This window comes from Clostridioides sp. ZZV15-6383 (assembly GCF_020657735.1).
Classification (GTDB): Bacteria; Bacillota; Clostridia; order Peptostreptococcales; family Peptostreptococcaceae; genus Clostridioides; species Clostridioides difficile_D.
The window spans coordinates 37,589-60,665 of the sequence record NZ_JAGWCV010000014.1 but is presented as its reverse complement, the minus strand read 5'-3'; the positions used below and the strand labels follow the sequence as shown (position 1 = coordinate 60,665).

The window sequence follows — 23,077 nt, the reverse complement described above, 5'->3', positions numbered from 1 at the left end:
CTCCATTTTATTTTAAGAAACCTTGATAGCTTCTCATAACTAAGTTTGACTCTAACTGTCTCTTAAGCTCCAAAGCAACTCCAACAACGATTAGTAATGAAGTCCCAGCTAGACTCATATTTACTTTCATATAATGTGTTGTAAGAGCTGGCACCATAGCAATTATTGCTAAGAAAGTCGCTCCAGCTAAAGTTAATCTAGTTAAAATTCTATTTAAATAATCCATAGTAGGTTCACCTGGTCTTATACCTGGTATAAATCCACCATTATTTTTCATATTTTTAGATATGTCTTCTGTATTAAATGATACAGTTGTATAAAAATATGAGAAGAAAATTATAAGTAGAATCTCAATTGATCTGTATGTCCAAAATCCTTGTTCTGTTGCCATACTTAAGTATTTTTGAACAAAAGCTTGAGCATTTGGCCCCATAAACATAGCTATTGTTTGAGGAAAAGCTAAAAGTGAACTCGCAAAAATTATAGGCATAACTCCTGACTGGTTAACTTTCATTGGTATATGAGAACTTTGTCCTCCATACATTTTTCTTCCAACAACTCTTTTAGCATATTGTACAGGTATCTTTCTAGTTGCTTCTTGTATAAATGTAACTCCTGTTACTGTAAGTAATATAACTACAGCTAAAACTACTATAACCCAAGGTGCAACTTGACCAGATTTAACTTGTTGCGCGATTTTAATAACATCTGTAGGTATTCTTGATATTATACCTGCAAATATTATTACTGAACTACCATTACCGATTCCTTTTTCAGTAATTTTGTCCCCAATCCACATTACTAACATACTTGCTGAAACTAATGTTATTACAACAGTTGTGATAAAAAACACACTATTTGATATTAAAGCACTTCTTACAATTCCTAATGTAATTCCCAAAGCTTGTACAACTGCTAGAGCTAGTGCTGTATATTTAGTGTACTTATTGATTTTTTTCTTTCCTTCTTCACCAGATTTTTGAAGTTCTGCTAAACTTTCAAAACCTACTGTTAGAAGTTGTATTATGATTGATGCAGTGATATATGGACTTATACCTAAAGCAAATAATGAAAAGTTACTAAATGCTCCACCAGTAAACATATTATACAGAGAAAGTAGACTATTGCCGCCTACCATCTTTTGTATAATACTAGTGTCTATGCCTGGAACTGGTATAGTAGTACCTATTCTGAATATCACGATCATCATAAGTGTATACATTACTTTTTTTCTTACTGCTTTAATCTTCCAAGCTTGTTTTAATTTTGACAGCACGCTAATTCACCCCGCCTGTACTGGCTAGGAGATTAGCAGGTTATTATACTAACTCTGCTTTTCCACCAGCTTTTTCTATTTTTTCTTGAGCTGAAGCTGTAAATTTAGCAGCTTTAACAGTTAAAGCTTTCTCTAAATTACCTTCACCTAAGATTTTAATTCCGTCTTTACCTATTTTGCTTATAGTTTTAGTAGATTTTAATAATTCTGCAGTTATTTCTGTTCCATTTTCAAATCTATTTAAAACTTCAACATTAACTTCTGTGTAAACTTTCTTAAATATGTTATTGAAACCTCTCTTAGGAAGTCTTCTAGCCAGTGGCATTTGTCCACCTTCAAATCCTACTCTTACTCCACCACCAGAACGAGACCATTGACCTTTTTGTCCACGTCCTGCAGTTTTACCTTGTCCAGTCGCAGTACCTCTACCTAATCTTCTCTTAGCTCTTACTGCACCTTCAGCAGGTTTTAACTCATGTAACTTCATGGATTGCACCTCCTTGCACTACTTTATAAAAATTATTCAGCTATTTCAGTTACTTCTAATAAGTGACTTACTTTACTTATCATACCTCTTGTTTGAGCATTGTCTTCTTTTATAACAACTTGTTCTCTTTTTCTTAATCCTAACGCTTCAACATTCTTTTTTTGGTTAGGAGTAGTTCCTATAACACTTCTAACTAACTTTATTTGTAATTTAGCCATTTTACACTACCTCCTTACCCTAGAAGTTCTTCAACTTTTTTACCTCTAAGTTTAGCTATATCTTCAACTGTTTTTAGAGAATTAAGTCCTTCTATTGTAGCATTTACCATATTTCTTGGATTGTTAGACCCTAAAGATTTAGCTCTAACGTCTTTTAGTCCAGCTAGCTCAAGTACGGCTCTAGCAGGTCCCCCAGCTATTACTCCTGTACCTTCTACAGCAGGCATTATTAATATATTTCCAGCACCAAAGTGTCCGCGTACTTCGTGAGGAATTGTAGTCCCAACTATTGGCACTACTATTAGATTTTTCTTAGCATCTTCAACTGCTTTTTTTATAGCATCTGGTACTTCCATTGCTTTCCCAGCACCTATACCAACGTGTCCGTTTTCATCTCCAACAACTACTAATGCTGCAAATCTGAAGTTTCTACCACCTTTTACAACCTTAGTAACACGTCTTACTTCAACAACCTTTTCTTGTAAGTCAAGTTGTCCTGCATCTATCGGCTTACGACGTAGCATGTATTTTTCCCTCCTTCGTATTAGAACTTAAGACCAGCTTCTCTAGCACCTTCAGCTAATTCTTGAATTCTTCCATGATATAAGTATCCACCTCTGTCAAATACAACTTCAGTGATTCCTTTTTCAACAGCTTTTTTAGCAACTAATTCTCCAACTTTCTTAGCTGCTTCCTTGTTTCCTGTATGATTGACAGCACTCTTAACTTCTGCTTCTAAAGAAGATGCAGCAACTAGAGTTACTCTTTTTGTGTCATCTATTATTTGAGCATATATATTGTTAGCACTTCTAAATACACATAATCTTGGTCTTTGAGAAGTACCGCTTATTTTTCTACGAACTCTCTTATGTCTTTGAAGTCTATTAGCATTTTTATCAGCCTTTTTTAACACCTAGCTCACTCCTTTCTAGCGTTTAAGTTTTGGTATTATTTTTTACCAGTTTTTCCTTCTTTACGTCTGATTACTTCATCAACGTATTTTATACCTTTACCTTTGTATGGCTCTGGTTTTCTCCAAGCTCTTATCTTAGCAGCATAGTTCCCTACTAATTGCTTGTCTATACCTTTTACTATTAACTCTGTTTGGTTTGGAGCTTCAACAGTTATTCCTTCTGGATCTTCCATCTCAACTGGATGAGAGAAACCTAAGTTCATAACTAATTTCTTTCCTTGTTTTTGAGCTCTATATCCAACACCTTTTAATTCTAATTTCTTTTCGAAACCAGTATTTACACCTACAACCATATTATCTAATAAAGTTCTAGTTAGTCCGTGTAAAGATCTATGTTTTTTATTATTAGTTGGTCTTTCAACCATTATTGTATTTTCTTCTTTTTTTATGTTTAACTCAGCACTTAATTGTTTAGTTAAAGTTCCTTTTGGACCTTTTACTGTAACTAAATTTCCTTCAGCTATAGCAACTTCAACACCTGCTGGTATTATTATTGGCTTAACACCTATTCTTGACATGGTCGCACCTCCTTACATTGTTCAAATTGATTACCAAACGTAGCAGATTACTTCTCCACCAACATTTGCTTTTCTAGCTTGCTTGTCAGTTAATATTCCTTTTGAAGTAGATATTACTGATATTCCTAATCCGTTTAATACTTTTGGTATCTCATGGTTAGCAGCGTAAACTCTCATACCAGGCTTAGATATTTTCTTAAGACCTGTTATAACTCTTTCGCCTTCTTGTCCGTACTTTAATTGTATTCTTATGATACCTTGTTTTCCATCTTCTATAACATCATAACCTCTTATGAAACCTTCTTCTAATAAGATTCTAGCTAACTCTTTCTTCATATTAGAAGCTGGAACATCTACAGTTTCATGCTTAACAACATTAGCATTTCTTATACGAGTAAGCATATCTGCAATTGGATCTGTCATTGTCATTTTGTTGCCCTCCTTCCATTCTAATCAAGCTTCTACCAGCTTGCTTTTCTAACACCAGGTATTTGACCTTTATAAGCTAATTCTCTAAAGCATATACGGCATATACCAAATTTTTTCAAAACTGAATGCGGTCTTCCGCATATAGTACATCTAGTGTATTCTCTAGTTGCGTACTTTTGCTTTCTTTGTTGTTTAACAACCATCGCTTTTCTAGCCACGGGAATCCCTCCTTTGCTTACTTAGAAAATGGCATTCCTAATAATTTTAATAATTCACGAGCTTCTTCGTCAGTTTTTGCTGTAGTAACAAATATTATATCCATTCCTCTTACTTTATCTATTTTATCATATTCTATTTCAGGGAATATTAATTGTTCTTTAACTCCTAAAGCATAGTTTCCTCTACCATCAAAAGCATTAGGGTTAACTCCTCTAAAGTCTCTAACTCTTGGTAAAGAAACTGAAACTAATTTGTCCATAAAGTAGAACATTTTGTCAGCTCTTAATGTAACTTTTGTTCCTATTGGCATTCCTTCTCTTAATTTGAAGTTAGCAACAGATTTTCTAGCTTTAGTTATAACAGGCTTTTGTCCTGATATTATTTCTAATTCTTCAACGCCTTTTTCTAATCCTTTTGGATTTTCTCTAGCATCACCTATACCCATGTTAATAACTATTTTATTTAACTTAGGTATCTCCATTACGTTTTTATATCCAAATTTCTCCATTAAAGCAGGAGCAACTTCTTTCATGTATTTTTCTTGTAATCTAGAAGCCATTTAAGGTCCCTCCTTTCAAGCAATATTTATTATAATTCTTTTCCGCTCTTTGCTGATACTCTTACTTTGTTCCCATCTTTTACTTCATATCTTACTCTAACGCCTTTTCCTGTTTCAGAATCAAATGGCATTACATTAGATATGTGTATTGGGGCTTCTTTATTTATTATTCCACCTTGTTGGTTCATAGCACTTGGTTTTTGATGTTTAGTTATTACATTTACACCTTCAACTAATACTTTATCAGCTTTAGGGTATACCTTTAAAACTGAACCTTTTTTACCTTTATCTTTACCTGCTATAACTACAACAGTGTCACCTTTTTTAACACGCATCATGTCCTATTGCACCTCCTTAATTATAGTACTTCTGGAGCAAGAGAAACTATTTTCATGAATTCATTATCTCTTAACTCTCTAGCAACAGGCCCGAATATACGAGTTCCTACTGGAGTTTTATCGTCCTTTATTATAACAGCAGCATTTTCATCAAAAGATATATAGCTTCCGTCATTACGTCTTACGCCTTGTTTGCTTCTTACTATAACAGCTTTAACAACCTTACCTTTTTTTACAACTCCACCAGGTGTTGCACTTTTAACAGTAGCAACTATAACGTCGCCTATGTTACCATATCTTCTTTTACTTCCGCCTAGAACACGTATACATAAAAGTTCTTTAGCTCCTGAGTTATCAGCAACTCTTAGACGTGATTCTTGTTGTATCATATCGTAATCCCTCCTTCTTCAAAAACTACTTAACTTTCTCAACAACTTCAACTAGTCTGAATCTCTTATCTTTAGATAATGGTCTAGTTTCCATTATTTTAACTCTATCTCCGATGTTACATATATTCTTTTCATCATGAGCCTTGAATTTCTTAGTTCTCTTAACACGTTTATTATATAGTGGATGACGTACGAATTCTTCAACAGCTACTACTATTGTTTTATCCATCTTATCACTAACAACACGGCCTATTCTAACTTTTCTTCTTCCTCTTTCCATGTTTAAAAAGCCTCCTTTCCAAATTAAGCTCTAGTTTCGTATAACTTTCTTTCAGCAAGAACAGTTTTAACTTTTGCTATATCCTTCTTAACAAACTTTATTCTAGCTGTATTTTCTAATTGACCAGTAGCTAATTGGAATCTTAAGCTAAATAATTCACTTTTGAAGTCGTTTAATTTGTTCATTAGCTCTTCGCTTGTTAAATCTCTTAATTCTTTAGCTTTCATCCTATTCACCACCCTTTACTTCTAAATCTTCTTTTTTAACAAATTTACATTTAATTGGTAATTTATGTGCAGCAAGTCTCATAGCTTCTCTTGCTTTATCTTCAGAAACACCTGCTAATTCAAACATAACTCTTCCTGGCTTAACTACAGCTACCCAATATTCTGGAGAACCTTTCCCTGCACCCATACGAGTCTCTGCTGGTTTTCTTGTTACTGGTTTATGAGGGAATATTTTTATCCAAACCTTTCCCCCTCTTTTTATATATCTAGTCATCGCGATTCTGGCAGCTTCTATTTGATTAGAAGTTATCCAAGAAGCTTCTAATGCTACTAATCCAAACTCACCATAAGTAACTTTATTACCCTTATGAGCTTGCCCAGCCATGCTTCCTCTATGAACTCTACGACGCTTTACTCTTTTTGGCATTAACATGAGTATTTTTCCTCCTTCCTTGAACCTAACTATTATTAATTTCCTTTGTTTTCAGTTCTTTGAGGTCTTGATCCACCTTGAGGTCTTTGTTGTCCTCTGTAGTTTCCTCTGTTATCATTTCCTCTTCTGTCATTTCCTCTTCTATCGTTTCTTCTATTATCTCTCTTGTTGTCTCTTCTATCGTTTTTTCTGCTTTCTTCTCTTGGATTTACACCGTCTCTAGTTGGTAAAACTTCACCATTACATACCCAAACTTTTATACCGATTTTTCCATAAGTTGTATCAGCTTCAGCGAAACCATAATCTATATCTGCTCTTAACGTTTGTAGTGGTACATTTCCTTCACTATAACCTTCAGTTCTAGCCATCTCAGCTCCACCTAATCTTCCTGAAGCAGAAACTTTTATCCCTTTAGCACCAGATTTCATTGCTCTTTGTATAGCTTGTTTCATTGCTCTTCTGAAAGCAACCCTTCTCTCTATAGCTAAAGCTATATTTTCAGCTACTAATTGAGCGTTTTTGTCTGTACTTCTTACTTCTACTATATTAACTATTATAGTTTTCTTTGTCATTTTTTCTAATTCAACTTTTAATGCTTCGATTCCTGCACCAGCTCTTCCTATAACTACACCCGGCTTAGCAACGTGTAAGTCCATTTTTATTTTGTTAGCTGATCTTTCTATTTCTATCTTAGCAACTCCAGCTGAGTATAATCTTTTCTTTAAGAATTTACGTATATTATGGTCTTCTAATAATAAGTTTCCGAACTCTTTTTTATCAGTAGCGAACCATCTTGAGTCCCAATCTTTTATAACACCGACCCTTAAGCCGTGTGGATTAACCTTTTGACCCATTACTTTCCCTCCTATCTATTAATTATTTCTTCTCTTTAACAACAACCTCTATATGAGAAGTTCTTTTTCTTATTGTAGTTGCACGACCCATAGCTCTAGGCATAAATCTCTTCATTGTTGGCCCTTGATTAGCAACTATTGATGCTATATATAATTTTTCAGTATCCATTTCGTGATTGTTTTCTGCGTTAGCTTTAGCTGATTTTACAACTTTAGCTATTATTGAAGCTGCTCCTCTTGGAGTAAACTTTAATATTGCTAATGCTTCATCAACATTCTTTCCTCTAACAAGGTCACATATTTGGCCTGCTTTTCTTGGTGATACACGTACGTATTTAGCAGTAGCTTTTGCTTCCATTGTTATTCCTCCTTTCTTAGTCATAATTTAATTATTTTCTCTTATTAGATTTTTCGTCATCCTTATGTCCTTTGAAAGTTCTAGTAGGAACGAACTCACCTAATTTATGTCCAACCATATCTTCTGTTATATATACTGGAACATGTTTTCTTCCATCATGAACAGCTATAGTATTTTCTACCATTTGTGGAAACACAGTTGAAGATCTTGACCAAGTTTTTATAACTTCTTTATTTCCACTAGCATTCATAGCTTCTATCTTCTTTAAAAGTCTTGCATGGACAAAAGGCCCTTTTTTAGTTGATCTTGACATTTATATTCCTCCTTTCCGAGCAAAAATAAATTTACTACTTAGTTCTTCTTGATACTATTAGTTTATTTGAAGCTTTATTTTTCTTTCTAGTTTTGTATCCAAGAGCTGGTTTACCCCATGGAGTAACAGGAGATGGTCTACCTATTGGAGATCTACCTTCCCCTCCACCGTGTGGATGGTCATTAGGGTTCATTACAGAACCTCTTACAGTAGGTCTTATTCCCATATGTCTTTTTCTACCTGCTTTACCAATAACTACGTTACCATGCTCTATATTTCCAACTTGTCCTATAGTAGCTTTACAGTTTATACTTACTAATCTCATCTCACCTGATGGTAATCTTAATAAAGCATTTTTTCCTTCTTTAGCCATTAATTGTGCAGAAACTCCAGCAGATCTAACTAATTGAGCTCCTTTTCCTGGCTTTAATTCTATATTATGAATGATAGTACCAACTGGCATATCTTTTAATGCTAAACAGTTTCCTGGTTTTATATCAGCACCTAATCCTGATAATATAGTATCTCCAACATTAATTCCAACTGGAGCTAATATATATCTTTTTTCTCCATCAGCATAGTTCAATAATGCGATATTTGCAGTTCTGTTTGGATCATATTCTATAGTAGCAACCTTAGCAGGTATACCATCTTTATCTCTTTTAAAATCTATTATTCTATATTTTCTTTTTTGTCCTCCACCTCTATGACGAACAGTTATTCTACCATGTACATTTCTACCAGCATTTTTCTTTAAATTAACTAAAAGAGATTTTTCTGGTTGATTACATGTTATTTCATCAGAAACTAAAACTGTCATTTGTCTTAAGGCAGGAGAAGTTGGTCTAAACTTTTTTATAGCCATCTGTTTTCCCTCCTTCGTTTGTTATAATACTACATTCCTTGGAAGAATTCTATTTCTTTACTATCAGCAGTTAATTTAACTACTGCTTTCTTAAAGCTTGCTGTTCTTCCTTGAGTTCTACCCATTCTTTTAACTTTTCCATCGTAATTTAAAGTATTTACTTTGTCAACACTAACTCCGAATACTTTTTCTACTGCTTTTTTTATTTCAGTTTTGTTCGCATCTTTAGCCACAACAAAAGTATATTTTTTTTCACCCATTTCAGCCATACTGTGCTCAGTTACAACTGGTCTTATTATTATATCATGTGGATTAGTCATTATGCGTACACCTCCTCCACTTTTTTAACAGCATCTGTAGTTATTATAAATGAATCATATTTTAATATATCATATACATTCATAGTATTAACTAATGCAGTTTGAACACCTTCTATATTTCTAGCTGATTTTATTACGTTATCATTCTTATCAGCTATAACTACTAAAGCTTTTTTAGCAGCATTTATATTATTTAATATTTGAGCAAATTCTTTAGTTTTAGGAGCATCCATGTTTAATGCATCTAATACTATAACTTCACTATTTTGAACTTTTGAAGATAAAGCACTCTTCATAGCTAATCTTCTTACCTTCTTAGGTAATGTATATTTGTAGCTTCTTGGTTTAGGTGCAAAAGCAACTCCTCCACCTACCCATTGTACAGATCTTGTAGAACCTTGTCTTGCTCTACCTGTTCCTTTTTGTTTCCAAGGTTTTCTTCCGCCACCTCTAACTTCTGCTCTAGTTTTAGCAGATTGAGTTCCTTGTCTCTTATTTGCTAATTGATTTTTTACAACTTCATATAAAACATGTCCATTAACTTCTACGCCAAATATAGAATCTGATAATTCTATTTCTCCAACGTTTTGTCCACTAACATTTAGTACATTTAATTTTGGCATTGTTATTCCTCCTTTCTTTAGGTTAGTCATTATTTAGAAACCTTTATAGCTTCTTTTATAGTTACTACTGAACCTTTAGCTCCTGGTATAGCTCCTTTAACTAATATAAGGTTCTTATCAGCATCTACTTTAACAACCTCTAAGTTTTGAACTGTTACCTTTACGCTTCCCATGTGTCCAGCTAATTTTTTATTTTTAAATACTCTACCTGGGTAAGAACAAGCTCCCATTGAACCTGGTCTTCTGTGGTATCTAGAACCGTGAGATTCAGGACCTCTACTTTGTCCATGTCTTTTTATTGGACCTTGGAATCCCTTACCTTTACTTATTCCAGTAACATCTATTTTTGTACCTGCGTCAAATACATCAGCTTTTATTTCTTGTCCTACTGTGTATCCTTCTACAGAATCTACTCTGAATTCTTTTAAATGCTTCTTTAAAACATTAGCAGCAGCTAAATGTCCTTTTTTAGGTTTGTTTAAAGCTTTTTCTTTAGCATCTTCAAAACCTATTTGTATAGCATTGTATCCATCTTTATCAACTGTTTTTATTTGAGTAACGACCATAGGTCCTGCTTCAACAGCTGTTACAGGTATAACTACACCTTTATCAGTGAATATTTGAGTCATACCAACTTTTTTGCCTAATATTCCTTTCATATTAGCACCTCCTATAATTCTTACAGCGGATTACATCTTTTAGAGTAATCATTCTAAGATAATCATCTATAGGATAATATCTTAGGGGTTCTTATAATTTTATTTCTATATCTACACCTGCTGGTAAGTCTAATCTCATTAATGAGTCAACTGTCTTAGGTGTTGGATTAGCTATGTCGATTAGTCTTTTATGAGTTCTTATTTCAAATTGTTCTCTAGAGTCTTTGTACTTATGTACAGCTCTTAATATAGTTACAACTTGTTTTTCTGTTGGTAGAGGCACAGGTCCTGAAACTTGTGATCCAGCCTTTTTAGCAGTTTCAACTATTTTCCCTGCTGAAAAATCTAATAATTTGTGATCATATGATTTTAATCTTATTCTTATTTTTTCATTCTTAGCCATTTTGTTTTCCCTCCTTTATCACGTGTTTAATTTTCAAGTTGCGTACAACCAATACCGATACACTGCTCCGGGTGTGTTGTAACTTTTAAATCGATACTAGTTCGTATTTCACTAGGACTTAATTTTCATTTTCTTAATCTCTCAAGCACACTATTATATTTTATATCATCTGTTACTTTTTTTCAAGTTTTTTTTATGTTTTTTTCAATTTTATTTTCTCTTACAACATCATAACCTTAAGCCTGATTGTTAATCTACCTCAAGGCACTAGTTTAGTATATATGCTTTAGCGCTACTTGTCAACAAAAAACAAAAAAGAGAGGTGTTACCCCCTCTTTTTTTATATTAAATCCATTAGTTTAGTAAAAGATTACTCTATTATTGTAGCAACAACTCCTGAAGCTACTGTTCTTCCACCTTCTCTTATTGAGAATCTTAATCCCTCTTCTACAACTATTGAGTTTATTAAGTCTACTTCCATTGTTACGTTATCTCCAGGCATTACCATCTCTATTCCTTCTGGTAACTTACAAGCTCCTGTTACGTCTGTTGTTCTAAAATAGAATTGTGGTCTATATCCATCAAAGAATGGTGTATGTCTTCCACCCTCTTCTTTTTTAAGTACATATACTTCTGCTGTAAACTTTGTGTGTGCCTTTACTGATCCAGTTTTTGCTAGTACTTGTCCTCTTTCTATTTCGTTTCTTTGTACTCCTCTTAATAATGCTCCTATATTATCCCCTGCTTGTGCTTGGTCTAATAATTTTCTGAACATCTCTACTCCTGTTACTACTACTTTTCTTGGAGCTTCTGTTAATCCTACTAACTCTACTTCGTCTTGTACTTTTAATACTCCTCTTTCCACTCTTCCTGTTGCAACTGTTCCTCTTCCTGTGATTGAGAATACGTCCTCTACTGGCATTAAGAATGGCTTATCTGTATCTCTCTCTGGTGCTGGTATATACTCATCTATTTGCTCGAATAATTCTACTATCTTATCTCCCCACTCACTCTTTGGATCTTCTAATGCCATTAATGCTGATCCTCTTACTATTGGAGTGTCATCTCCTGGGAAATCATATTCTGTTAATAAATCTCTTACTTCCATTTCTACTAACTCTAATAACTCTTCGTCATCTACCATGTCACATTTGTTTAAGAATACTACTATATATGGTACACCAACTTGTCTTGATAATAGTATATGCTCTCTTGTTTGTGGCATTGGTCCATCTGTTGCTGAACAAACTAATATTGCTCCGTCCATTTGTGCTGCTCCTGTTATCATGTTCTTAACGTAGTCAGCATGTCCTGGGCAGTCAACGTGTGCATAGTGTCTGTTTGGAGTTTCATACTCAACGTGTGCTGTTGATATTGTGATTCCTCTTTCTCTTTCTTCTGGAGCTTTATCTATGTTTGCAAAGTCTACTGCTTCTCCTAATTGGTATCTGTCATATAATGTTTTTGTTATTGCTGCTGTTAATGTAGTTTTACCGTGGTCAACGTGTCCTATTGTCCCTATATTAACATGAGGTTTTGTTCTTTCGTATTTAGCTTTAGCCATTTTGAATTTCCTCCCTTTATCTTGTACGAGATGAGATATATCTCATCTCGCTGATTATTTTTTATATTTATATTATTAATTATTTTTAAATTATTTTCCTTCAGCTATTTTCTTAGCAACTGAAGCTGGAACTTGCTCATAGTGATCGAATATCATAGTATAAGTTGCACGACCTTGAGTTGAAGATCTTAGGTCTGTTGAGTATCCAAACATTTCTGAAAGCGGAACGAATGCATTTATAACTTGTGCACCACTTCTAGCTTCCATACCTTGGATTAATCCTCTTCTTGAGTTTAAGTCACCCATAACATCTCCCATGTAATCTTCTGGAGTAACAACTTCAACTTTAAAGTAAGGCTCTAAAAGAACTGCATTACCTTTCTTCATAGCATCTTTAAATGCCATTGAACCAGCCATCTTGAACGCCATCTCAGAAGAGTCAACTTCATGGTAAGAACCATCATATAACTCAACAGCAACGTCTACAACTGGATATCCAGCAACTATACCAGATTGCATAGCTCCTTGTATACCCATATCAACTGGACCAACATATTCTTTTGGTACAGATCCACCAACAGTTTTGTTTGTGAACTTGTATCCTTCACCTGGCTCTTGAGGAGCAACTCTAATCTTAACGTGACCGTATTGTCCTCTACCACCTGATTGTTTAGAGTACTTGTATTCAACATCAACTGGTTGAGTTATAGTTTCTCTATATGCAACTTGTGGTGCACCAACTTTAGCTTCTACTTTAAATTCTCTCAATAATCTATCTACTATTATCTCTAAGTGTAACTCACCCATACCAGATATTATAGTTTGTCCTGTTTCTTGGTCAGTCTTAACTGTGAAAGTTGGGTCTTCTTCAGCTAGTTTTTGAAGAGCTATACCCATTTTTTCTTGGGCTGCTTTAGAGCTTGGCTCTATAGCAACAGATATAACTGGCTCTGGGAATTCCATAGATTCAAGTATTATTGGATTAGCAGGATCACATAATGTATCTCCAGTAGTAGTATCTTTTAATCCTACTGCTGCTGCTATATCTCCAGCATAAACTTTAGTTATTTCTTCTCTTGTATTGGCATGCATTTGTAATATACGACCAATTCTTTCTCTCTTATTCTTAGTTGCATTTAAAACATAAGAACCAGATTCTAATGTTCCAGAGTAAACTCTGAAGAACGCTAATTTTCCAACGAATGGGTCAGTCATTATTTTGAATGCTAATGCAGAGAATGGTTCTTCATCAGAAGAATGTCTTTCAGCTTCTTCTCCATCTGCTAATATACCTTTTATAGCTGGTATATCAGTTGGTGCTGGTAAGTAATCTAAAACTGCATCTATTACTAATTGAACACCTTTATTTCTATAAGCTGTACCACAGAAAACTGGGTTCATTTCACAAGCTATAGTAGCTTTTCTTATAGCAACTTTTAATTCATCTATAGTAAGTTCTTCACCTTCAAGGTATTTCATCATTAATTCTTCATCAGTTTCAGCTACTGATTCAACTAATTTTTCTCTCCATTCAGCAGCTAATTCTTTCATATCTTCTGGTATGTCTGTTTCTTCCATTTCAACACCTAAGTCGTCTTTGTATATAACAGCATCCATTTTTAATAAGTCTATTATACCTATAAATGAATCTTCTTTACCTATTGGTAATTGCATAGGAACTGCATTAGAATTTAATCTAGATTTCATCATGCTTACAACATTGTAGAAATCTGCACCTAATATATCCATTTTGTTTACAAAAGCTATTCTAGGTACTCCATAAGTTTCAGCTTGTCTCCATACATTCTCTGATTGAGGCTCAACCCCACCTTTTGCACAGAATACAGCAACTGAACCGTCAAGAACTCTTAAAGATCTTTCAACTTCAACTGTGAAGTCCACGTGTCCAGGAGTATCTATTATATTTATTCTATGGTCTTTCCATGAAGCAGTTGTAGCGGCAGAAGTTATTGTTATACCTCTTTCCTTTTCTTGCTCCATCCAGTCCATTTGAGAAGCTCCTTCATGAGTTTCTCCTATTTTATGAGTTTGCCCAGTATAAAACAAGATTCTTTCTGTAGTAGTAGTTTTTCCTGCATCTATATGAGCCATGATTCCTATATTCCTAGTTCTTTCCAAAGGAAACTTTCTAGCCATGGTTATCCTCCTTATGATATCCTCAATTTTATAAGATATCTATATATCCTACCATCTGTAATGAGCAAATGCTTTATTAGCTTCTGCCATTTTATGAGTATCTTCTTTTTTCTTAACTGAAGCTCCAGTGTTGTTAGCTGCATCCATTATTTCTTTAGCTAGCTTTTCAACCATTCCTTTTTCTCCACGAGCTCTAGTGTATTTCACTAGCCATCTTAAGCCTAATGTTTGTCTTCTTTCAGGTCTAACTTCGATTGGCACTTGGTAGTTTGCTCCACCAACTCTTCTTGCTTTTACTTCCAAAACAGGCATTATATTATCCATTGCTTTATTAAATACTTCTAAAGCTTCTTCTCCTGTTTTTTCAGCCACAATTGCGAAAGCATCATAAACTATTCTTTGAGACTTTCCTTTTTTTCCGTCTACCATTAAATTATTTATTAATTTAGTAACTACCTTACTCCCATACATAGGATCTGGTAAAACTTCTCTTTTTGGAACATTACCTTTTCTTGGCATTTCGCTTCCCTCCTTAATTATTTAACTTAAATCATAGGTACTCGACATAAATCATTTAATGCCGTGATGCCGTAAATATATATATATTTAAAGCACCGAACTATAATCAATCATTAATTGTTTTATTTTTTAGCTTCTTTAGGTCTCTTAGCACCGTATTTAGATCTTGATTGTCTTCTCTTATCAACACCTGCTGTATCTAGAGTACCTCTTAGTATATGGTATCTAACCCCTGGAAGGTCTTTTACTCTTCCGCCTCTTATAAGAACAACACTATGCTCTTGTAAGTTGTGTCCTTCTCCTGGTATATACGCAGAAACTTCTATACCATTAGTTAATCTAACTCTGGCAACTTTTCTTAAAGCTGAGTTAGGTTTCTTAGGAGTAACTGTTTTTACTGAAGTACAAACCCCTCTTTTTTGTGGGGCACTAGCGTCAGTTACTTTCTTATTTAAAGAGTTGTAACCTTTTTGTAATGCTGGAGCAGTAGATTTCTTCTCTATCGCTTTTCTACTTTTACGAACTAATTGGTTAATTGTTGGCATCATCTGCACCTCCTTCCAAATTTTCGATCTTATCAGTGACCGCCAACTACATCAATATGAATATTCATACTGACTGATTGTAACATTTGTTACTTACAATTTAATGTCTATAACACATAAGTATGTGATATTAGCATTTTTCTAGCTTGATGCTTTTTAGTTCTTATTTATTGCCATCTAAAAGTAACTAAGAGCTTATTCAAGCCCTTAGTGTACTTTTAAACAACACACTTTACTATTTTAACACCACAAATAATGGTTGTCAAGATTTCTTTACTCTATCTGCTATTAATCTTCAATTTTTTCAACAGCTATATTTCTATATTTCTTCATTCCTGTTCCTGCTGGTATTAACTTACCTAATATAACATTTTCTTTAAGTCCTATTAGGTGGTCTTCTTTACCTTTTATTGCTGCCTCAGTTAATACTCTTGTCGTCTCCTGGAACGAAGCTGCTGATAAGAATGAATCAGTTGCAAGAGATGCTTTAGTTATACCAAGTAAAACTCTTTTAGCAACTGCTGGTCTTAAACCTTTAGATATAGCATCTTTATTACATTCATTGAATGTTAATACATCTTCATATCCACCTGGTAATAAATCTGTATCTCCTGGGTCTTCAACTTTAACTTTAGATAGCATTTGTCTTACTATAACTTCTATATGCTTATCATTAACATCAACCCCTTGAAGCCTATACACTCTTTGAACTTCTTTAACTATATATTCCTGTACTCCCTTAACACCATTTACTCTCACTATATCATGAGGATTTATAAACCCTTGTGTTAAAGGGTCTCCAGCTTCTAACATTTGACCTTGCTTAACTTTTATTCTAGAACCATATGGTATCACATATGTTTGAGTTTCGCCTTCTTCTGGTATTACATTTACTTCTTTTCTCTTTCCAGTTTCGTCTATTTCAACTCTACCAGACACTTCAGTTATTACAGCTAATCCTTTTGGTTTTCTAGCCTCAAATAATTCTTCAACCCTTGGAAGACCTTGAGTTATATCGGCTCCTGCAACTCCTCCAGTATGGAATGTACGCATTGTAAGCTGAGTACCCGGCTCACCAATAGATTGAGCTGCTATTATACCAACTGCTTCACCTATATTAACTTCTTTTCCTGTAGCTAAGTTTCTACCATAGCACTTAGAACAAACTCCATGATTAGTTTTACAGTTAAGAACTGTTCTTATCCTAATTTTTTCAATTCCTAAAGCTACTATAGTTTCTGCTTCTTCTTCTTGTATCATAGCATCAGCTTCAACTATAACCTCACCAGTTTCAGGATTTAATATAGGGTCTATAGTATATCTTCCTACAATTCTATCATATATTTCTTCTATAACTTCATTTCCTTCTTTTATAGCATAAATTTCTGTAGTATCTTCTGTTCCACAATCTATTTCTCTTACAATAACATCTTGACTTACATCAACAAGTCTTCTTGTTAAGTATCCAGATTCAGCTGTACGTATAGCTGTATCGGCAAGACCTTTTCTGGCACCATGTGAAGATGTAAAGTATTCTAGTACTGATAAACCTTCACGGAAATTAGATTTAACTGGTATCTCAACTGTCTTACCAGATGCATTGGCCATAAGACCACGCATACCTGCTAACTGTCTAATTTGGTTTTTAGAACCTCTGGCTCCTGAATGTGCCATTATATATATATTATTTAATCTGTCTAGTCCACCCATAAGAGCATCAGTAACTTTATCAGTTGTTTCTGTCCATGTCTCTATAACTTTTTCATATCTCTCTTCATCAGATATTAGACCTCTTCTGTATGCTTTTTCATATTTATCAACTTTTGCTTCTGCCTCAGCTATAAATACTTTCTTTTCTTCTGGTACACTCATATCATCGACAGCAACTGTTATACCACCTAATGTAGAATACTTAAACCCTAGAGCTTTTATATAATCTAGTAATTCAGCTGTTTCTGTATTACCATGTTTTCTAAAGCATTTATCTATTATTTTACCAAGAGACTTTTTATCTGCTAAGAAATCAACTTCTAGTGCAAATGGGTTTTCTTTTCTATCTACAAAACCTAAATCTTGAGGTATACTTTCATTAAATATAAATCTACCAACAGTACTTTCAACTAATGAACTTCTTCCATCTTCAAGTGTTACCTTCAATTTTACTAAAGCATGTAGATGAACTGACTTATTGTAATAAGCAAGTAATAATTCATTAAAGTCTTTAAATACCATACCTGTTCCTTTAGCTCCATCTTGTGCTTCTATTGTTAGATAATAACAACCTAAAACCATATCCTGAGATGGAGTAGTTATAGGTGAACCATCTTTAGGAGCAAGTATATTATTTACAGAAAGCATTAAGAATCTTGCTTCTGCTTGTGCTTCTACTGATAAAGGTACATGAACCGCCATTTGGTCACCATCGAAGTCTGCATTGTAAGCTGTACATACAAGAGGATGTAGTTTTATAGCTTTACCTTCAACTAAGATTGGTTCAAATGCTTGTATACCTAATCTATGTAGAGTCGGTGCACGGTTAAGAAGAACTGGATGACTTTTTATAACATCCTCTAAAACATCCCAAACTTCTGGTTTAACTTTTTCTACTATAGATTTAGCACTTTTTATATTATGTGCATATCCTTCTTTAACTAACTTATCCATAACAAATGGCTTAAATAATTCTAATGCCATTTTCTTTGGAAGTCCACATTGATAGAATTTAAGTTCTGGTCCAACAACTATAACAGAACGTCCTGAGTAGTCAACACGCTTACCAAGTAAGTTTTGACGGAAACGACCTTGTTTACCTTTTAGCATATCTGATAGAGATTTAAGTGGTCTATTTCCAGGCCCTGTTACAGGTCTACCTCTTCTACCATTATCTATTAATGCATCAACAGCTTCTTGAAGCATTCTTTTTTCATTTCTTACAATTATATCTGGAGCTCCAAGCTCTAATAATCTTTTAAGTCTATTATTTCTATTTATTACTCTTCTATATAAGTCATTTAGGTCTGAAGTTGCAAATCTTCCACCATCAAGTTGTACCATTGGTCTTAAATCTGGTGGTATTACTGGTATTGCATCTAAAATCATCCATTCTGGTTTATTTCCAGACTTTTTAAATGCCTCTACAACTTCTAATCTTCTTATTGTTCTAACTTTCTTTTGTCCTGTACTATCTTTTAACTCCGCTCTTAGGTCCTTACTTTGTTGCTCTAAATCTATATTTTGTAGTAATGTCTTTACAGCTTCAGCACCCATTCCTACAGTAAAAGTATATCCATACTTTTCAAGAGCAGTTCTGTATTCTTTTTCTGTAAGTAATTGTTTTTCATTCAATCCAGTTTCACCTGGGTCAACTACTACATATGAAGCAAAGTATAATATTTTTTCTAATGATCTTGGTGACATATCAAGTAAAAGTCCCATTCTACTTGGTATACCTTTGAAATACCAGATGTGAGACATAGGAGCAGCTAGCTCTATATGTCCCATTCTCTCTCTTCTTACTTTTGATTTAGTTACTTCTACTCCACATCTATCACAAACTACACCTTTATATCTAACTCTTCTATATTTACCACAATGGCACTCCCAGTCTTTTTGTGGTCCAAATATTCTTTCACAGAAAAGACCATCTTTCTCTGGTTTTAAAGTACGGTAATTTATAGTTTCTGGCTTTTTAACTTCTCCTCTAGACCATTGTCTTATTTTTTCTGGAGAAGCCAATGCTATTTTTATCGACTCGAAATTGTTTAATTCAAACAAGGAGTTCTCTCCCTTCTATTTGAGATTTACATTAATTAAATTTAAATATCAAAGTCATCACCATCAAAATCTATTTCTTCTTCAAATAAATCCTCTTCAGTGAATTCTTCTAAATTCTCTATATCCTCATCTTCTGTGTTTTCTACAAAATCATCTTCAATTTCTTCTATTATATTACTTTCTTCAACTTCTCCCATGTGATTTACAACATCTAGCTCAAATTCACCTATTGTATCATCTTCATCCACAGATTCTCTTACTTCTATTTCTTGGTCTTCATCTGTTAATACTTTTACATCTAAGCATAAACTTTGAAGTTCTTTTATAAGAACCTTAAATGATTCTGGGATTCCTGGCTCAGGTATGTTTTCACCTTTAACTATAGCTTCATAAGTTCTAACACGACCTACAACATCATCAGACTTAACAGTAAGTATTTCTTGAAGTATATGAGCAGCTCCATATGCCTCTAGAGCCCAAACCTCCATCTCTCCAAATCTTTGTCCACCAAATTGAGCTTTACCACCTAGTGGCTGTTGAGTAACTAATGAGTATGGTCCAGTACTTCTTGCATGTAGTTTTTCATCTACTAAGTGATGTAGTTTTAAGTAATACATATATCCAACAGTTATTCTGTTATCAAAAGTCTCACCTGTTCTACCATCATATAGAGTCAATTTACCATCTCTAGGATACCCAGCTTCCTCAAGAGCATCCATTATGTCATACTCATTAGCACCATCGAATACTGATGTTGCTACATACCATCCCAATGTCTTAGCAGCAAGTCCTAAATGAACCTCTAGAACCTGACCGATGTTCATACGTGATGGTATACCTTGTGGGTTAAGTATGATATCTAAAGGAGTTCCATTTTCCATGAATGGCATATCTTCTTCTGGTAATACTCTTGAGATAACCCCTTTATTACCATGACGACCAGCCATTTTATCTCCAACTTTTATTTTTCTCTTTTTAGCTATATAACATCTTACTAACTCATTTACACCTGGAGATAAGTCATCTCCATTTTCTCTAGTAAATACTTTTACATCAACTATTATACCAGATTCACCATGAGGTACTTTAAGTGAAGTATCTCTAACTTCTCTAGCCTTTTCTCCAAATATTGCACGAAGTAATCTTTCCTCAGCAGTAAGTTCAGTTTCTCCTTTTGGAGTTACTTTACCAACTAGTATATCCCCTGAGTCCACTTCAGCACCTATTCTTATTATACCTCTGTCATCTAAGTTCTTGATTGCACTATCTCCAACATTAGGTATATCTCTAGTTATTTCCTCTGGTCCTAGTTTTGTATCTCTAGCTTCACATTCATATTCTTCTATATGAATTGTTGATAATCTATCTTCTTTAACTAATCTTTCATTTATTAGTATAGCATCCTCGTAGTTATAACCTTCCCAAGTCATGAATGCTATAAGGCAGTTTCTTCCAAGTGCAACTTCTCCTAAATCAGTTGCTGGACCATCTGCTATAACATCACCTTTCATTATCTGGTCACCTTTATTTATTATAGGTGTTTGATTTATACAAGTACCTGAGTTTGAACGTTTAAACTTAAGTAGATTATATCTATCTCTATTTCCATCTTCTCTTTTTATGATTATTTCATCTGCTGTTACTCTTTCTGCTATACCAGAATTTCTAGCAACAACAACTGCTCCAGAGTCTTTTGCAGCTCTGTATTCTATACCAGTTCCTATGATTGGTGCTTCTCTTCTAACTAGAGGCACTGCCTGACGTTGCATGTTCGCTCCCATAAGGGCACGGTTGGCATCATCATTTTCTAGGAAAGGTATCATAGCAGTGGCAACAGATACAACCTGCTTAGGAGATATATCCATATAATCTACTCTGCTTTCAGGAACCATTTCAACAGCACCATTTACAGTTCTACAAACAACTCTATGGTTTACGAATTTACCATCTTCTGTTAATGGCTCATTTGCCTGAGCTCTTACGAATAAATCTTCTTCGTCAGCAGTTAAATAATGTATCTCATCAGTAACTGTTGATGTTTCTTTGTCAAATTTTCTATATGGTGATTCTATAAATCCGAATTCATTTATCTTTGCATAAGTTCCTAAAGAGTTTATAAGACCGATATTTGGTCCTTCTGGAGTCTCTATTGGACACATTCTACCATAATGTGAATGGTGAACGTCACGCACTTCGAATCCAGCTCTTTCTCTTGAAAGACCTCCAGGCCCAAGGGCTGATAATCTTCTCTTATGTGTTAACTCAGATAGTGGATTTGTTTGATCCATGAACTGAGATAACTGAGAACTACCAAAGAATTCTTTTATTGCAGCTGAAACTGGTCTTATGTTAACTAACGCTTGAGGCGTTATAGCTTCCATATCTTGAACTGTCATTCTCTCTTTTATGACTCTTTCCATTCTTGAAAGACCAATTCTAACTTGATTTTGTAATAATTCACCTACAGATCTTATTCTTCTGTTTCCTAGGTGATCTATATCATCAATATTTCCTATATTATAGAATATATTGAACTCATAACTTATTGAAGCTATTATATCATCTAATAATATATGTTTTGGTATAAGTTCTTTAATTCTTGATTTTATAGCCTCTTTTATTTCTTCTTCATCACTATATCCATCTAAAATTTCTTTTAAAGTTGGATAATGTACTTTTTCTTTTATGTTTAAATCATCTATGTCAAAATCAATGTGAGACTTAATATCTACAAAATTATTCCCTATAACTCTAACTTTCTTATCATCATCCATTAATAGATTTACTACGTTTATACCTGCATTTTGTATGTCTTTAGCCAACTCATAACTTATTTTTTCTCCAGCTTTTACAAATACCTCACCAGTTTCTGGATTTATTATGTCTTCTGCTGAAATTTTATTCATTATTCTGTAACATAAAGCAAGTTTCTTATTAAATTTATATCTACCAACTTTTGCTAAGTCATATCTTTTTGGATCAAAGAATAAAGCATTTAGTAAAGATGATGCACTTTCTACAGTAGGAGGTTCACCTGGTCTTAATTTTTTGTATATCTCTACAAGACCTTCTTCTACTGTCTTAGTATTATCCTTTTCTAATGTAGCAGATAATCTCTCGTCTTCTCCTAAAAGGTCAATTATCTCTGCATCTGTTCCTATTCCTAAAGCTCTAAGTAAAACTGTAACTGGTTGTTTTCTTGTTCTATCAACTCTTACAGATATTACATCATTAGAATCTGTTTCATATTCTAACCATGCTCCTCTATTAGGAATTACAGTAGATGAAATCAATCTCTTACCTGTTTTATCTCTTTCTTCCGCATAGTAAACACCAGGAGATCTAACTAATTGACTTACTATAACTCTTTCTGCTCCATTTATAACGAAAGTTCCTCTTTCTGTCATTAAAGGGAAGTCACCCATAAATACTTCTTGTTCTTTTATCTCACCTGTTTCTTTATTTATAAGTCTTACCTTAACTTTTAGAGGTGCACAATATGTAGCATCTCTCTCTTTACACTCTTCTATATCGTACTTTGGTTTATCATCTAGAGAATAGTCGACAAATTCCAATATAAGATTACCAGTATAATCTTCTATTGGTGAAATATCATCAAACACTTCTTTTAAACCTTCTTTTAAAAACCACTCATAGGAATCTACTTGAATTTCTATAAGATTTGGCACATCAGCTATTTCCTTAATTTTAGAAAAGCTCATTCTAGTTCTTTTACCTATCGTGACAGGATGTGGCATTCACTTTTCACCTCTCAAT

The 23,077-nt window shown here is 33.9% G+C and carries 28 protein-coding genes; all 28 read right to left on the bottom strand.

What is annotated here, in order from left to right; genetic code table 11:
- Nucleotides 1–7 precede the first annotated feature (7 nt).
- The 28 genes from secY to KGF42_RS07400 all read right to left on the bottom strand — a co-directional run bounded on the left by secY (nucleotide 8) and on the right by KGF42_RS07400 (nucleotide 23,058).
- Entirely contained in the window at nucleotides 8–1,276 is a 1,269-nt protein-coding gene (gene secY, locus KGF42_RS07535) for a preprotein translocase subunit SecY (RefSeq protein WP_054274705.1), read from the bottom strand.
- A gap of 43 nt (nucleotides 1,277–1,319) precedes the next feature.
- Complete coding sequence (gene rplO / locus KGF42_RS07530; protein WP_003421135.1) at nucleotides 1,320–1,763, bottom strand: 50S ribosomal protein L15; 444 nt, start codon at nucleotides 1,761–1,763, stop codon at nucleotides 1,320–1,322.
- Nucleotides 1,764–1,795: 32 nt separating this feature from the next.
- Complete coding sequence (gene rpmD / locus KGF42_RS07525; protein ID WP_054274704.1) at nucleotides 1,796–1,981, bottom strand: 50S ribosomal protein L30; 186 nt, start codon at nucleotides 1,979–1,981, stop codon at nucleotides 1,796–1,798.
- Between the two features lie 14 nt (nucleotides 1,982–1,995).
- Nucleotides 1,996–2,505, bottom strand: a complete 510-nt coding sequence (gene rpsE / locus KGF42_RS07520; protein ID WP_003421138.1) for a 30S ribosomal protein S5 — start codon at nucleotides 2,503–2,505, stop codon at nucleotides 1,996–1,998.
- A gap of 20 nt (nucleotides 2,506–2,525) precedes the next feature.
- The gene (gene rplR, locus KGF42_RS07515) at nucleotides 2,526–2,894 is read right to left on the bottom strand and encodes a 50S ribosomal protein L18 (RefSeq protein WP_003421141.1); all 369 of its coding nucleotides are present in this window, start codon (nucleotides 2,892–2,894) and stop codon (nucleotides 2,526–2,528) included.
- A 35-nt stretch (nucleotides 2,895–2,929) separates the two neighbouring features.
- Nucleotides 2,930–3,472, bottom strand: a complete 543-nt coding sequence (gene rplF / locus KGF42_RS07510) for a 50S ribosomal protein L6 (RefSeq protein WP_227823033.1) — start codon at nucleotides 3,470–3,472, stop codon at nucleotides 2,930–2,932.
- A gap of 30 nt (nucleotides 3,473–3,502) precedes the next feature.
- A complete protein-coding gene (rpsH, locus tag KGF42_RS07505; RefSeq protein WP_054274703.1) occupies nucleotides 3,503–3,901 on the bottom strand; it encodes a 30S ribosomal protein S8 in 399 nt (132 codons plus the stop codon).
- A 32-nt stretch (nucleotides 3,902–3,933) separates the two neighbouring features.
- Nucleotides 3,934–4,119: a type Z 30S ribosomal protein S14 gene (locus tag KGF42_RS07500; RefSeq protein ID WP_003421149.1), complete on the bottom strand. Its 186-nt coding sequence runs from the start codon at nucleotides 4,117–4,119 to the stop codon at nucleotides 3,934–3,936.
- A gap of 17 nt (nucleotides 4,120–4,136) precedes the next feature.
- Entirely contained in the window at nucleotides 4,137–4,679 is a 543-nt protein-coding gene (rplE, locus tag KGF42_RS07495; protein ID WP_003421151.1) for a 50S ribosomal protein L5, read from the bottom strand.
- Between the two features lie 29 nt (nucleotides 4,680–4,708).
- Complete coding sequence (gene rplX, locus KGF42_RS07490) at nucleotides 4,709–5,014, bottom strand: 50S ribosomal protein L24 (protein ID WP_227823036.1); 306 nt, start codon at nucleotides 5,012–5,014, stop codon at nucleotides 4,709–4,711.
- A 23-nt stretch (nucleotides 5,015–5,037) separates the two neighbouring features.
- A complete protein-coding gene (gene rplN / locus KGF42_RS07485) occupies nucleotides 5,038–5,406 on the bottom strand; it encodes a 50S ribosomal protein L14 (RefSeq protein WP_003421155.1) in 369 nt (122 codons plus the stop codon).
- Nucleotides 5,407–5,431: 25 nt separating this feature from the next.
- Nucleotides 5,432–5,686, bottom strand: coding sequence for a 30S ribosomal protein S17 (rpsQ, locus tag KGF42_RS07480; RefSeq protein ID WP_003421156.1), 255 nt, complete (start codon nucleotides 5,684–5,686; stop codon nucleotides 5,432–5,434).
- Nucleotides 5,687–5,709: 23 nt separating this feature from the next.
- A complete protein-coding gene (rpmC, locus tag KGF42_RS07475) occupies nucleotides 5,710–5,913 on the bottom strand; it encodes a 50S ribosomal protein L29 (RefSeq protein ID WP_003421158.1) in 204 nt (67 codons plus the stop codon).
- 1 nt (nucleotide 5,914) lies between these two features.
- Complete coding sequence (gene rplP, locus KGF42_RS07470; protein WP_003421160.1) at nucleotides 5,915–6,346, bottom strand: 50S ribosomal protein L16; 432 nt, start codon at nucleotides 6,344–6,346, stop codon at nucleotides 5,915–5,917.
- Nucleotides 6,347–6,381: 35 nt separating this feature from the next.
- Entirely contained in the window at nucleotides 6,382–7,200 is an 819-nt protein-coding gene (rpsC, locus tag KGF42_RS07465) for a 30S ribosomal protein S3 (RefSeq protein ID WP_227823034.1), read from the bottom strand.
- A 22-nt stretch (nucleotides 7,201–7,222) separates the two neighbouring features.
- Nucleotides 7,223–7,558, bottom strand: coding sequence for a 50S ribosomal protein L22 (gene rplV, locus KGF42_RS07460; protein ID WP_009887891.1), 336 nt, complete (start codon nucleotides 7,556–7,558; stop codon nucleotides 7,223–7,225).
- A gap of 31 nt (nucleotides 7,559–7,589) precedes the next feature.
- A complete protein-coding gene (rpsS, locus tag KGF42_RS07455; protein WP_003421166.1) occupies nucleotides 7,590–7,871 on the bottom strand; it encodes a 30S ribosomal protein S19 in 282 nt (93 codons plus the stop codon).
- A 34-nt stretch (nucleotides 7,872–7,905) separates the two neighbouring features.
- A complete protein-coding gene (gene rplB, locus KGF42_RS07450) occupies nucleotides 7,906–8,736 on the bottom strand; it encodes a 50S ribosomal protein L2 (RefSeq protein ID WP_003421168.1) in 831 nt (276 codons plus the stop codon).
- 29 nt (nucleotides 8,737–8,765) lie between these two features.
- Nucleotides 8,766–9,056 carry a 50S ribosomal protein L23 gene (rplW, locus tag KGF42_RS07445; protein ID WP_054274701.1) on the bottom strand — a complete coding sequence of 97 codons (291 nt, stop codon included), beginning with the start codon at nucleotides 9,054–9,056 and terminating at the stop codon, nucleotides 8,766–8,768.
- Nucleotides 9,056–9,679 (bottom strand): 50S ribosomal protein L4, encoded by a 624-nt coding sequence (gene rplD / locus KGF42_RS07440; protein WP_009887887.1) that lies wholly within the window; start codon nucleotides 9,677–9,679, stop codon nucleotides 9,056–9,058. Before rplD ends, rplW begins: the two co-directional genes overlap by 1 nt.
- A 29-nt stretch (nucleotides 9,680–9,708) precedes the next feature.
- Nucleotides 9,709–10,338 (bottom strand): 50S ribosomal protein L3, encoded by a 630-nt coding sequence (rplC, locus tag KGF42_RS07435; protein WP_227823035.1) that lies wholly within the window; start codon nucleotides 10,336–10,338, stop codon nucleotides 9,709–9,711.
- A gap of 91 nt (nucleotides 10,339–10,429) precedes the next feature.
- Nucleotides 10,430–10,741 carry a 30S ribosomal protein S10 gene (gene rpsJ / locus KGF42_RS07430; RefSeq protein WP_003421175.1) on the bottom strand — a complete coding sequence of 104 codons (312 nt, stop codon included), beginning with the start codon at nucleotides 10,739–10,741 and terminating at the stop codon, nucleotides 10,430–10,432.
- Between the two features lie 370 nt (nucleotides 10,742–11,111).
- A complete protein-coding gene (tuf, locus tag KGF42_RS07425) occupies nucleotides 11,112–12,305 on the bottom strand; it encodes an elongation factor Tu (protein ID WP_009887863.1) in 1,194 nt (397 codons plus the stop codon).
- A gap of 90 nt (nucleotides 12,306–12,395) precedes the next feature.
- Nucleotides 12,396–14,462, bottom strand: coding sequence for an elongation factor G (gene fusA, locus KGF42_RS07420; protein WP_003436178.1), 2,067 nt, complete (start codon nucleotides 14,460–14,462; stop codon nucleotides 12,396–12,398).
- A gap of 48 nt (nucleotides 14,463–14,510) precedes the next feature.
- Nucleotides 14,511–14,981, bottom strand: coding sequence for a 30S ribosomal protein S7 (rpsG, locus tag KGF42_RS07415; protein ID WP_054274278.1), 471 nt, complete (start codon nucleotides 14,979–14,981; stop codon nucleotides 14,511–14,513).
- Between the two features lie 122 nt (nucleotides 14,982–15,103).
- The gene (rpsL, locus tag KGF42_RS07410; protein ID WP_227823193.1) at nucleotides 15,104–15,526 is read right to left on the bottom strand and encodes a 30S ribosomal protein S12; all 423 of its coding nucleotides are present in this window, start codon (nucleotides 15,524–15,526) and stop codon (nucleotides 15,104–15,106) included.
- Between the two features lie 288 nt (nucleotides 15,527–15,814).
- A complete protein-coding gene (gene rpoC, locus KGF42_RS07405) occupies nucleotides 15,815–19,300 on the bottom strand; it encodes a DNA-directed RNA polymerase subunit beta' (protein ID WP_227826053.1) in 3,486 nt (1,161 codons plus the stop codon).
- Between the two features lie 41 nt (nucleotides 19,301–19,341).
- On the bottom strand, nucleotides 19,342–23,058 hold the full coding sequence (locus KGF42_RS07400) for a DNA-directed RNA polymerase subunit beta (protein WP_107595223.1): 3,717 nt from the start codon (nucleotides 23,056–23,058) through the stop codon (nucleotides 19,342–19,344).
- Nucleotides 23,059–23,077: the final 19 nt, after the last annotated feature.